Below are 12,255 nucleotides of genomic sequence, written 5' to 3'. Positions count from 1 at the left end.
AGTCGCGCCGGGCCTGCAGCTGGTCGTTGGCCGGCTTGGTAATGCGGAGCAGATAGCCCTTGCGGGTTGTGGTACGAAACGTGATGCGGTACGTTTGGCTGCCCTCGCTCTGCCAGGTACCCGGCCGCTCCTCGGGCTTGTCGAGGGCATCGAGGCCGTACTCCAGAAAGCTGCCATCGGCGTTGAGGCGGAAGCCGTCGTAGCGCCAGGCCAGGTTGGGGTTGGTAGGCGAGAAAACCGTGGCCCCGTCTTCGCCGGCCTGGTAGGTGTTGTACCATGCCCGGCCAAAAACGTAGTCCGGCGTGGGTTCGTCGTCTTTCTGGCAGCCTGCCGAAAGCAGGAGCAGTGCGGCGGATAAATGAAGGGGTAAACGCATAGGCAAGCAAATAGTGAAGCTGTTTAGGAAGTCAACTAGAACGTCATGCTGAGCTTGTCGAAGCATCTCTACTGCTTTGTAGTGGGGCGTTCAACGAGGCAGTAGAGATGCTTCGACAAGCTCAGCATGACGTTCATTTAAATAGCAGACACTTCCTAAACAGGTTCAGTAAATCGGGCAATAGCACCTGTCATCGGGAGCCGAAACTCCGGCAGCAGGTTGCAAGTGCCCGGTTTTCTATTGTTTGCGCTTCACCTTCAGGACGTTGTTTTCCAGCGAAATTACCTCCAGCTGGTAGTCGGGCTCCTGCTTGTCGTCGAGGCTGATAAGCAGCGTATGATCGTTCTGGGCTTTCCAGCTGCCCTTATGGCCTTCGAGGCCGTCGGTGGGGGCAATGTCGTACTGGGTAAACAGGCCGTTGCGCTCAAAGGCAAAGCCCGTGCGGCCCCGCGAAGGCGGAAAAGCGTACGTGTTGGGACGGTATACCAGCACATCGCCCTGATCCTCCTCGTGGGCGTGCAGCCAGGTGCCTTCCAGCTGCTTCAGGTTGGGCGGCAGGCGCGAACCCTGCGACTCGGGGTTGCAGGTGGCAGCCAGCAGGAGCACGCTCAGGGCAGCAAAAACGGTGAAAAGGCGCATGGCGGAAGAAATAGGTGGATAGTAAAAGTAAGATACGGAAAGTAAGAACCAGGCAACCGAAACAAGGCTGCCGAGGGCAGCCGAGTGGCCGGCCGCACCAGAGTTGCGCGGGGCCGTCAGCCACAGCCAGGGCATCGGTAGGGCTGGCGGCCGGGCGCATCGGGCAGACCGTAACCGGCGTATTGTGGTTGTTCCCTCAACACCTGTTCCCCTGCGCACGCATTACCTTTACTGCCATGGACAACCGCGCCCTCACCCGAGCCTTTCGCCTGGCGGCCCAGCTGCTGGAGCTGCACGGCGAAAATCCGTTTAAAATAAGGGCCTACGAAGGCACCGCCAGCGCCCTGGAAGCCCTCGGCTTCCCGGTGGCCGACGTGGAGCGCACCGGCCTGCCCGACCGCACCGGCCTGAGCAAAACCGCCGCCGCCAAAGTAGCCGAAATGCTCGATACCGGCTCGTTCGAGGAGCTCGACCGGCTGCTGGCCACCACCCCGCCCGGCGTGGTGGAGCTGCTGAAAATAAAAGGCATCGGCCCAAAAAAAATCCGCAGCCTGTGGAAGGATCTGGGCATTGAAGACGGTGCCCAGCTGCGCACGGCGGCCGAAAACGATGAGGTGAGCAAGCTCAAGGGCTTCGGCCAGAAAACCCAGCAGTCCATCCTCGACGCCCTCGACTTTACCGACCAGAGCCGCGGCAAGCTGCTGTACCCGCAAGGTGAGGAGCTGGCCCACGAGCTGCTGGCTCGCCTGGAGGCCGCGCCTGGCACCGAGCGCGCCATCGTGAGCGGAGAGGTGCGCCGCCGCCTCGAAACCATCGAAACGGTGCTGCTGGTGGCGGCCACCACCAACCCCGCCGCCGCCCGCCAAGTCCTCAACGACCTCGACGGCCTCACGCCCGACCCGCGCCGTAGCGGTCCGTTTGCTTGGCGCGGTACGGCCACGGCCTCGGGCGTACAAGTAGAAGTGCGGCTGGTAGCACCCGCCGAGTTCACCAACCAGCTGCTGCTTACGTCGGCCACCGATGCCCACCTGAGCGGCGCCCTGACCGACGAGTTGCTGCTCGGCCAGCCGGCCAGCCTGCGCCAGTGGCTCAAGCGCGAGCAGTTCGCCACCGAAACCGACCTTTACCAGCGCGCCGGCCTGCAGTACGTGGAGCCCGAGCTGCGCGAGGGCCTTTGGGAGCTGCCGCTGGCCCGCGAAAACAAGCTGCCCCAGCTGCTGGAACCCGGCGACCTGCGCGGCTCGCTGCACAACCACAGCACCTACTCCGACGGCACCCACAGCCTGCGCGAAATGGCCACTTTCCTGCGCGACGGCGGCTACGAGTACCTCGGAATATGCGACCACTCGCAGGCCGCCCACTACGCCAATGGCCTGCCGGTGGAGCGCGTGCGCCAGCAGCACCAGGAAATCGACCAGCTCAACCAGGAGCTGGCCCCGTTCCGCATTTTCAAGGGCATCGAGTCGGATATTCTATCGGATGGCGGGCTGGATTACGCGCCGGCCGTGCTCGAAACCTTCGATTTCATTGTGGCCTCGGTGCATTCCAACCTCAAAATGGACGAACGCAAAGCCACCACGCGGGTGTTGCGGGCCATCGAGAACCCCTACACTACCATGCTGGGCCACCCTACCGGCCGGCTACTGCTGCGCCGCGAAGGCTACCCGCTCGACCACAAGGCCATCATCGACGCCTGCGCCAAACACAACGTCATCATCGAAATCAACGCCAACCCCTGGCGCCTCGACCTCGACTGGCGCTGGGTGCACTACGCGCTGGAGCAGGGTGTGCAGCTCAGCATCAACCCCGATGCCCACCACACCAGCGGCTACGCCGATATGCGCTACGGTGTGCTGATGGGCCGCAAGGGCGGCCTCACCAAATCCACAACCTTCAACACAAAGTCAGTGGAAGAAGCCGCCGAGTACTTCGCCCGGCGCAAAGCCAACATCAAACCCCCACTCGAATTCCAGGATTCGTTGTTTGGGTAAGAATGGCATTGGCTGAACAGAAAGAACGTCATGCTGAGCGAAGCCGAAGCATCTCTACTGCAATGCTAACTCTATCGACCGCAACGAAGCGGTAGAGATGCTTCGACTCCGCTCAGCATGACGTTCTTTTATCCTCAACTGAACAAATGAAGATTCTGATTCTGCGGTTTTCCTCTATCGGCGACATCGTGCTGACGACGCCCGTTATCCGGGCCGTGAAGCAGCAGGTGGCGGGGGCCGTGGTGCACTTTGCCACCAAACCGGCCTTCCGCAGCATCCTGGAAAACAACCCCTACGTCGACCGCGTGCATTGCCTCACGGGCAGCCTGGGCGAGCTGGTGGCCGAGCTGCGGACCGAGCAGTTCGACTTCGTTATCGACCTGCACCACAACCTGCGTACCACCATCCTCAAGGCCCGGCTGGGGGTGAAGTCGAGCAGCTTCGACAAGCTGAATGCGCGCAAATGGCTGCTGGTGAACTGGAAGATTGACACCATGCCCCGGCTACATATCGTTGACCGTTACCTGGCCGCCGCTGCGCCGCTGGGCGTGCAGAACGATAACCGGGGGCTCGATTACTTCATTCCGGAACAGGACGAAGTGGAAGTGGCCGAGGTGCTGCCGCCCGCTTTCCGCAACGGCTACGTGGCCTTTGCCATCGGGGCGCAACACGCCACCAAGCGCCTGCCCACCGAGCGAATTATTGAGCTGTGCGGCCTGCTGCGGCAGCCGGTGGTGCTGCTCGGTGGCACCACCGACGAAAGCACCGGCCACATCATCGAGCTGGCCTTTGATGAGGGCGCGGCCGCCTCGCCGCCTCTGCCGCCCAGTATTCCGGACAGCCCCTACTATTTCCCCAAAAACGCAAGCCCGCAAGCACCCCAGACAATCATCTACAACGCTTGTGGGAAGTTCAACCTCAACCAATCGGCCTCGTTGGTGCGGCAGGCGCGGCTGGTCGTCAGCCACGACACCGGGCTGATGCACATAGCGGCGGCATTTCAGAAGGAGATTTTCAGCGTGTGGGGCAACACGGTGCCCGAGTTCGGCATGTATCCCTATCGCACCGAGTTTCGGCTGCTGCAGGTAGAAGGCCTCGCGTGCCGGCCCTGTTCAAAAATAGGTTTCAATAAGTGCCCGCAGGGCCATTTCAAGTGCATGCGCGACATTGTTTTCAACCTCGACCTACCCCCCGCCCGCGACGGGCGCTAGGAGGGAGAGAGGCCGCCGGAGCCCGCCCGGCCCGAATAAGGCACAACGGTTGGCTGGCGGCTGCGTACCGCTGATAGGGCCTTTCCCTAACCAGCCATGAAAACCTACGACACGCTCAGCGGGGCCATCCGCGACCTGCAGCAACACGGCTACGACCAGGATTTTAACCTGGCCGATGACCACCTGCACTGCCCCGGCCTGGAGCTAAAGCTGCACCCTGCCAATTTCCAGGTGCGCGAGTTCTACCGCTTCGAGGGCGACACTGACCCCGGCGACGAAAGTATTCTCTACGCCATCGAGTCGGATGAGGGCGTGCGCGGGCTGCTGGTGAGTGCCTACGGCGCCTACTCGACGCCGGCCAACGACGCGCTGATGCAAAAACTAACTATGCCCGCTGTCTGAGCTATGACGGATACAGCCCCCAACAACTATTCGGTACTGGTAAAAGTCGGCCCCGAAGCCCTCACGGCCGATGTGCAGGCCGGCCGCCATACCTGGTTCGCCGATGAGCCCATAAGCGTGGGCGGCCTCGACAAAGGCCCCACGCCCTACGATCTGCTGCTTTCGGCCCTGGGAGCCTGCACGGCCATTACGCTACGCCTCTACGCCAGCCGCAAGCAGTGGCCGCTCGAAGGCGTGGAAGTACGCCTCCGCCACGGCCGTGTACACGAGCAGGACTGCGAGAAGTGCGAGGAAGCCGGCCAGCTGCTCGAACAGGTAGATAAGGAGCTTCGACTGCTCGGTTCCCTCACACCCGAGCAGCGCCAGCGCCTGGAAACCATTTCCTCCAAGTGCCCCGTGCAGAAAACGCTGCAAGCCAGCATGCGCATTGTTACCACGTTAAAAGAGGAATAAACGAGGGCAGCCTTCACAAGAATAAAGCCCCTGACATCCGTGCGGATGTCAGGGGCTTTATTCTTGTGAAGGCTGCCCTCGTTTATTCTATGAATTACCCGCCAATCGTTTCAAACCCGCAATACGAGTGCAGCACTTTGGGAAGGCGGATGCCTTCGGACGTCTGGTTGTTTTCGAGCAGGGCCGCCACAATGCGGGGCAGGGCCAGCGCCGAGCCATTGAGCGTATGCAACAGCTGGGTTTTGGTGCTGCCCTCGGGGCGGTAGCGTAGCTTGAGGCGGTTGGCCTGGTAGGTTTCAAAATTGGAGGCCGAGCTGACCTCTAGCCAGCGCTGCTGGGCGCCGCTCCACACCTCCAGGTCGAAGGTAAGGGCCGAGGTGAAGCCCATGTCGCCGCCGCACAGGCGCAGCACGCGGTAGGGGAGCTCCAGCTTCTGCAGCAGCATTTCAATGTGGGCCACCATCACCTCAAGCGCCGCGTAGCTGTTTTCGGGCTGCGTGATGTGCACGATTTCCACCTTATCGAACTGGTGCAGGCGGTTAAGGCCCCGCACGTGCGCGCCCCACGAGCCGGCTTCGCGGCGGAAGCAAGGTGTGTAGCCGGCATTGCGGATGGGTAGCCGCTCAGTGGCAATAATATCGTCGCGGTAGAGGTTGGTAATGGGCACCTCGGCCGTCGGAATCAGGTAAAGGTCATCGGCGGTGGCGTGGTACATCTGGCCCTCCTTGTCGGGCAGGTTGCCGGTGCCATAGCCGCTGGCTTCGTTCACCAGAATCGGGACCTGCACCTCGGTGTAGCCGGCGGCGCGGGCTTCATCCAGGAAAAAGTTGATGAGCGCCCGCTGCAAACGGGCACCCTTATCCTTATACACCGGGAAGCCGGCGCCGGTAATTTTATTGCCCAGCGCGAAATCGATGATGTCGTACTGCTCAATCAGGTCCCAGTGGGGCTTAGCGTCGGTGGCCAGCTCGGGCTTGGTGCCCCACTCGCGCACCACCTCGTTGTCGTCGGCCCCGCGGCCTTCCGGTACGCTGGTGTGGGGCATGTTGGGCAGCTTGTACAGCAGCTGCTGGAGTTGCTTCTCGGTGTCGGCCAGCTCGTCGGAATGGGTTTTGGTTTGCTGCTTGAGTTCGGCAGTACGAACCTTGAGAACCTCCGCCTCAGCTTTCTGGCCGGTTTTCATCAGACCGCCAATCTGCCGGGCCAGCTCGTTGGCTTCGGCCTGGGCCTGATCGTGGCCGGTTTGCAGCTCGCGCCGACGCTGGTCGAGGTCGAGCACGGCCTGCACGTCGGCTTCGGCGGTGGGGTAGTGGCGCTTGGCCAGGGCAGCCAGTACGGCCGCGGTGTTTTCTTTCAGAACGGCAACTTGCAGCATAGCAGTAGAGCGGAAAAAAGCGAATTCGGGAGCCCAAAAATAGCCCTTTGATTTCGGCCGCCAAGCGTGGGCTATTTCCAGGCCGGCAAAGTGGCTGCCCGTATCCTTTCGGTGCTGCCCGCCGTATAGGCTGCGAGCAGTTGCCCAAAGAGAGCCAGTGGGTTTTTCGGGGCCGCTGCCGCCAGTTTCGCGGCCGCCCGCCCACTCGTACCAGCCTGAGTGGCCGGATTGAAAGCCCGATTTGGCAGTTCCCGCATATTCCGTTAACATTGCACATACAAGTCGGCTTTAGCCGGCGGGCCCGTTAGCTGATTTATTCTTTACGCCCCGCCCGTCTTCGCCCCGCGCCAGCCGGTTTCACTTACCCTATTTCCTGCTTTTCCCTGCATCAGGCACCGCCCAGCGGTTGCTGCTGATGTCCGGAATGCCCCTTGCCTCGCTTACGCGGTGCGCGCGCGGCCCCGAATTCCCTTTTTTGCCCCCCCACATCCGTATATGTACACCATCGACGAGCTAAAGGACCGTTTACTGTCCGAGTTGAAGGAAATTGCCGAAAACATTGAGGTCGGTAACTTCAAGAAGCTGAGCAAGCAAGACCTGATTTACAAGATTTTAGACCACCAAGCCAAGGGCCCCGCGCCGCGGCCTGCCGCCCGGCCCGCCGCGGAGCCCGTTGCCGCTCCCGACGCGGTAGTCGCCGAAGCAGCGCCTAAAAAGCCTGCTGCGCGTGCTTCGCAGGCCGCCGCCCCGAAAAAAACGGCCGTGCGCCCAGCCACCAGCCGCACTAAAGCAGCGGCCGAGCAGGCGGCTCAGCAGGCCCCCGCACCATCGGCACCCGCCGAAGTGGCTGCCGCCCCCGAAGCAGTTGCCAGCCCTACGGCTCCGGAAGCTCCGGCTCCTTCGCCTACCTATTCCGATGTAACCCTGACGGCCACGCCCGCCGAGCCGGCTGCTGCCGCAGTAGCCACCGACGGAACCGAGGAGCCCGGCAGCGCCGACCGCCCGGTGAAGCTCTACCAGCGCCCCGAGCGCCGTGTTCGCACCGACCGCGCCGGTCGCCCCATCACGGCCTCCGATGCTGCCCTGGCCGATGTCGCTCTGGCCGACGTTGCGCTTTCTGATGATCTGGCCGATGTTACCGTAGCCGCCGCAGTAGCCCGCGAAACGGCCGTTGCCCCGCGTTCCGACCAGCCCCGCAACTTCCGCGACGACCGCGCTGATAATTACAGTGGCCGTGAGGGCCGGGAGAACCGGGAAGGACGCGAAAACCGGGAAGGCCGCGAAAACCGCAACGACCAGCCCCGCGAAGGCCGCAACCAGCGCGACGGCAACCGCCCCGATGGCCGGGAGCAGCGCGAGCAGCGCCGCGAAGAACGATTTGCCGCCCGCGAGCTTGCCCGCCAGCAGCGCCTGGCCGAGCGCCAGAGCGGCGGCGGTGCCGAAGCCGGCCGTTCCGACCAGGGCCGGCAGGACCAGCCCCGGCAGGACCAGCAGCAGCGCGGTAATGAACAGCGCGGCAACAAGCTGCCGGAAATGGACCTCATCATCCCCGGTGACGGCACTCTGGAAATGATGCCCGACGGCGGCTACGGCTTCCTGCGCAGCCCTTTCTATAACTACCTGACCTCGCCCGATGACATTTATGTGTCGCCGCAGCAGGTGAAGCAGTTTGCCCTCAAGGCCGGCGACTCGGTGAAAGCCACCATCCGTCCGCCCCGCGAAGGCGAGAAGTACTTTGCCCTTGTGGGTGTAGAAAGCGTGAACGGCCGCTCGGTAGAGGAAGCCCGCGACCGAATTCCGTTCACCAACCTCACCCCGCTCTTCGCCGATGAGCGCCTCAAGCTGTCTACCAAATCGGCTCAGTACAGCACCCGGATTCTCGACCTGTTTGCCCCCATCGGCAAGGGCCAGCGGGGCCTGATTGTGGCCCAGCCCAAAACCGGTAAAACGGTGTTGCTCCAGGAAATTGCCAACTCGATTTCCGAAAACCATCCCGAGGTGTATCTGATGATTCTGCTGATTGACGAGCGGCCGGAAGAAGTGACCGACATGGCCCGCACCGTGAAGGCCGAAGTGCTCAGCTCGACTTTCGACGAAACGGCCGACCGCCACGTAAAAATTGCCACCATCGCGCTGGAAAAGGCCAAGCGCCTCGTCGAGTGCGGCCACGATGTGGTTATTCTGCTCGACTCGATTACCCGCCTGGCCCGCGCCTACAACACGGTGCAGCCGGCTTCGGGCAAAATTCTGTCGGGCGGTGTTGATGCCAACGCCTTGCACAAGCCTAAGCGCTTCTTTGGCGCGGCCCGCAACGTGGAAGACGGCGGCTCGCTCACCATCATCGCCACAGCCCTCATCGAAACCGGCTCCAAAATGGACGAGGTGATTTTCGAGGAATTCAAAGGCACCGGCAACATGGAATTGCAGCTGGATCGTAAACTGGCCAATAAGCGCATCTTCCCGGCCATTGATGTGCCTGCTTCCGGCACCCGCCGCGAAGACCTGCTCATGAGCAAGGACGAACTCAACCGCATCTGGGTGCTGCGCAAGTTCATGTCCGACATGACGGCCTCCGAGGCCATGGAGTTCCTCAAAGACCGCATGAAAGGCACCAAGGACAACGAAGAGTTCCTGCTGGCCATGAATGGCTAAGTTGCCAGACAAGCCGCATTAATACCAGAAAGCCCGTTTCGCACTGTGCGAAGCGGGCTTTCTGGTATTAATGCGGCTAGCTGATGGGCTGAATCAGAGATGTTGGGAGTAGATCAGGCAGAGTTGCTCCGACAGGACAGTTGCAGCCTAAAGGAAACAGCGTTTTTTGCGAACTCCCATTGTATGCTCAATTCCGCACGAAGCGCTGAACGTGGCGCTGCCCGTCGGTAATGAGTTCTATTAGGTAGAGGCCGGCCGGAATCTGCTGCACATCAAACGAAGTGCCGCCTGCCATGTGGCCTGCAAGCACAGTGCGGCCGGTAGCGGTGTAAATGCGGTAATCGATGGTCTTACCGGCACTCGCGGGCATAGTAATCGTGGTTGTGCCGGGGTTGGGGTAGACGATGGCCTCCAATTGTTGCCGGCCAGCAACCGTAACCACTGCCGAAAATGCCGTGCTCCCGTCGTGGTCAGTCTGGCGCAGGCGATAGTACCCCGGGCCGGCCAGCGGAGCGGTGTCGGTGAAGCTGTAAGTAGCGCCCGTACTGGTGGTACCCATACCGGCTACGCGGCCAATCGGGACAAATCCGCGACCGTCGGGGCTGCGCTGCACCTCAAAGTAATCGTTGTTGAGCTCGGTGGCCGTCGCCCAGTCGAGCTTAACGCCCGAGGGGCGGGCCTGGGCCGCAAAGCGGATGAGCGTGACGGGAAGGGGCCTGCAGAAGGGGTTGCCGCCCGTCGGTGGATCCTGTACAGGTCCAGTTCCAACACAGGGCTTCGATACTCCTTCCATGCACCAGGTCAGGTTGCCACTGAAGACGTTTCGGGTGCCTCCGTTGACCCCCGTAAATTCTCCGACGATATGGACATCTGCAGGATCTAAAGAGGACAAAGCGGTACCATTAATAGAGCCATTGCCGGTTTGAACATCAATGTTGCCGCCTACTATGAGATGAGCATTTTGGGCAAGGTCAATACCACCCTGATTGCCTAGCATCAAACAGCTAATCTTCACGGTCGAGTTACTTCCGATACGCATCTTAGCAATGAATTGCCCCACTTGGGTGTGATTAACATTGAGCTGCGATACGTCCAGCTGTGGTTGGCTCGTATTAAGAGCACCAACACCCTTTATATCCAAAGTGCCGCGGTCGATGGTGAGGGTACGGGGTATTTCGGGTACTTCTTTCAGCGACCCGACACTCTGATCGGTTTTAGAAATAATCATTACTCCGGATTCCTTCCCATTGGGTGTGCCTGATACAGTGAAGTTTATGTCAAGTATAACCGCACTAACGATATTGATGACATCGATAGAGGCAGGAATGGAATTCGTAGGGCAACCCGCACCTTCCACTTGCCAAGTGTCAGGGTTGCTAAAATTACCGCCTGCAGGCTTTGAAGTGTAAGTGCACTGGCCCAGCGCGGTTTCGGAGCCTGCCAGCAGCAATACCAACAGCAGGATAAAAGGGGAGAAGAGAGTTTTCATGATAAGTCATCCGTTAGCCGAGTTCAAATGGTGAAAAAAGCTGTACCGTTTGAGAAGAATTTATATATCTAATATAACAATAAATTGATCGTAATCAATAAAAGATGAAATCATTAATAAAAAAAATTATATAAATCGAGAATTATACAAATTGATGCTCCTCATTTCCTCCGCTGTGCCACCACCGATTTGGCTAACCTGATTTTGCACCGGTACTTTGCCCCTTATGCAACCTACCCCCGCCTCCGACCTGCCTGAGCTACTCTACCTCTACGACGCTTACTGTGGCTGGTGCTATGGTACGAGCCCGGTGATGCAGCGCGTACAAACCGATTTTGCGGGCCGCCTGACCATCTCGGTGCTTAGCGGCGGTATGCTGGCCGGCGAGCAGGCCGAGTCTATCGGGGCTGGTTGGGGCTACATCGAAGGGGCCATGCCGCAGGTAGAGCGGGCCACCGGCGTGCAGTTTGGGGAGGCCTACAAGCAGTTGGGCGCGGCCGGCACCTATTTCCAGGACTCGGAGGCTCCGGCCCGGGCGCTGTACATCGTGCGCCAGCTCGACGCCCATGGCCGGGTGCTGGACTTTGCCCATGCCGTGCAGCAGGCCCTGTTCATGCGGGGCGAGGATTTAAACGATGTGCACACTTACGAACCACTGGTGCAGGCGCTCAATCTGGACTTCCGGGAGTTTGCACGCCGGTTTGCGCTGCCCGAAACCGGGGCGGCTGTACGCCGCGAATTCGAGGCTGTGGCCCGCATCGGCGTGCAGGGCTTCCCGACCATCATTCTGCGGTCTGGTTCGCAGGGCTACGTGCTCAGCCGCGGCTTTCAGCCCTATGATGTATTCGCCCGCAACCTCACCGACGCCTTGGCTCAGGCGGCCGAGTAGCAGACGGGAGGTTAGGTACTAATGAATCACGGCAGGTGCACAACCTGCTGGCCGAGTGGCGACCAAACCAAGTGGCGGCGGTCTTCTTTACCCACCAGATAATCGAAGCGCACGGCATCGGGGCGCTGGCGCAGGTCGTTCCAGGTGGCGCGGTCGGGGCTGGCGGGGGCGGGGCTGGGGTAGGCGGGGGCGGGGCTGGGGTAGGCGGCGTTGGCAGCCAGGGCCGGGCGTCGGAAGTTGGCGTCGGCGAAGAACTCCCGCAGGCGGCGGCGCACGTAGGCCTCGCGCTCGGCCTGGGTGGCGGTGGGCGTTTTCATTTCGTACACCAGCGCCGCTTCCAGCTCCGGTGAGGTCAGGATTTCGCGGAAGATGACTTCGCCCGTAGCTGTGGTAATAGTGAAAGTAGCCTCGCCGCTTAGCACGGCCGGGCCGCGGAGAACCAGCGAAAATACGTCGGGCGCGGCCTGATTGGAGAATACATGGCGGCTCTGGTTCGTCAGCAACGTATCGGACTGGGCAGTAACCGTGGCGGCGCGAACGGTGTCGAGCGGTTCGAGCGGGGCAATAGCGGCGGCTTCGGCTGTGTTGGGAGTGGCGGCCTGCTCGGCGGGCTGGCTGGTAGGGCCGGAGCAGGCCGCAGCCAGCGGAAACAGGGCAGATAGCAGCAGCAGGTGTACGCGCATAGCGGAGGAGGTGAGGTGCTCGGAGAGGTTTTACGCAAATACAAACCCGGTGGTTAAAGCTGTTCGTGAGCCCGTGTAGCCACCAGAAATTTGCG

11 protein-coding genes are annotated in these 12,255 nt (G+C 61.1%); 6 read left to right on the top strand and 5 right to left on the bottom strand.

The genetic code is table 11. The features are described 5' to 3' along the window. Both HW554_RS02135 and HW554_RS02130 read right to left on the bottom strand, forming a co-directional pair. Window positions 1-376 (bottom strand): hypothetical protein (locus HW554_RS02135; protein WP_176906694.1); only part of this gene is annotated, 376 nt, incomplete at its 3' end. A gap of 237 nt (window positions 377-613) precedes the next feature. Further along, on the bottom strand, window positions 614-1,015 hold the full coding sequence (locus HW554_RS02130) for a hypothetical protein (RefSeq protein WP_176906693.1): 402 nt from the start codon (window positions 1,013-1,015) through the stop codon (window positions 614-616). Window positions 1,016-1,251: 236 nt separating this feature from the next. Between HW554_RS02130 and HW554_RS02125 the strand changes: the two genes are divergently transcribed. The 4 genes from HW554_RS02125 to HW554_RS02110 all read left to right on the top strand — a co-directional run bounded on the left by HW554_RS02125 (window position 1,252) and on the right by HW554_RS02110 (window position 5,072). Next, window positions 1,252-3,006: a helix-hairpin-helix domain-containing protein gene (locus tag HW554_RS02125; protein ID WP_176906692.1), complete on the top strand. Its 1,755-nt coding sequence runs from the start codon at window positions 1,252-1,254 to the stop codon at window positions 3,004-3,006. A gap of 146 nt (window positions 3,007-3,152) precedes the next feature. Continuing rightward, window positions 3,153-4,217 carry a glycosyltransferase family 9 protein gene (locus tag HW554_RS02120; RefSeq protein WP_176906691.1) on the top strand — a complete coding sequence of 355 codons (1,065 nt, stop codon included), beginning with the start codon at window positions 3,153-3,155 and terminating at the stop codon, window positions 4,215-4,217. A 96-nt stretch (window positions 4,218-4,313) separates the two neighbouring features. Then, window positions 4,314-4,619 carry a phosphoribosylpyrophosphate synthetase gene (locus HW554_RS02115; protein WP_176906690.1) on the top strand — a complete coding sequence of 102 codons (306 nt, stop codon included), beginning with the start codon at window positions 4,314-4,316 and terminating at the stop codon, window positions 4,617-4,619. A 3-nt stretch (window positions 4,620-4,622) separates the two neighbouring features. Continuing rightward, window positions 4,623-5,072 carry an OsmC family protein gene (locus HW554_RS02110; protein WP_176906689.1) on the top strand — a complete coding sequence of 150 codons (450 nt, stop codon included), beginning with the start codon at window positions 4,623-4,625 and terminating at the stop codon, window positions 5,070-5,072. Between the two features lie 94 nt (window positions 5,073-5,166). On the opposite strand, the gene serS is transcribed toward HW554_RS02110, so the two are convergent. After that, the gene (serS, locus tag HW554_RS02105) at window positions 5,167-6,447 is read right to left on the bottom strand and encodes a serine--tRNA ligase (RefSeq protein WP_176906688.1); all 1,281 of its coding nucleotides are present in this window, start codon (window positions 6,445-6,447) and stop codon (window positions 5,167-5,169) included. Between the two features lie 495 nt (window positions 6,448-6,942). Between serS and rho the strand changes: the two genes are divergently transcribed. Next, the gene (gene rho / locus HW554_RS02100; RefSeq protein WP_176906687.1) at window positions 6,943-9,099 is read left to right on the top strand and encodes a transcription termination factor Rho; all 2,157 of its coding nucleotides are present in this window, start codon (window positions 6,943-6,945) and stop codon (window positions 9,097-9,099) included. A gap of 187 nt (window positions 9,100-9,286) precedes the next feature. On the opposite strand, the gene HW554_RS02095 is transcribed toward rho, so the two are convergent. Further along, window positions 9,287-10,588 (bottom strand): T9SS type A sorting domain-containing protein, encoded by a 1,302-nt coding sequence (locus tag HW554_RS02095; protein ID WP_176906686.1) that lies wholly within the window; start codon window positions 10,586-10,588, stop codon window positions 9,287-9,289. A 226-nt stretch (window positions 10,589-10,814) separates the two neighbouring features. Here HW554_RS02095 and HW554_RS02090 point away from each other — a divergent pair, with 226 nt between their 5' ends. Continuing rightward, on the top strand, window positions 10,815-11,477 hold the full coding sequence (locus tag HW554_RS02090) for a DsbA family protein (protein WP_176906685.1): 663 nt from the start codon (window positions 10,815-10,817) through the stop codon (window positions 11,475-11,477). A gap of 26 nt (window positions 11,478-11,503) precedes the next feature. Here the strand turns inward: HW554_RS02090 and HW554_RS02085 are convergent, their stop codons facing one another. Next, window positions 11,504-12,160 carry a hypothetical protein gene (locus HW554_RS02085; RefSeq protein ID WP_176906684.1) on the bottom strand — a complete coding sequence of 219 codons (657 nt, stop codon included), beginning with the start codon at window positions 12,158-12,160 and terminating at the stop codon, window positions 11,504-11,506. Window positions 12,161-12,255 lie beyond the last annotated feature (95 nt).

The organism is Hymenobacter lapidiphilus, assembly GCF_013377885.1.
GTDB lineage: Bacteria > Bacteroidota > Bacteroidia > Cytophagales > Hymenobacteraceae > Hymenobacter > Hymenobacter lapidiphilus.
This window is presented reverse-complemented; position numbering and strand designations above follow the sequence as displayed.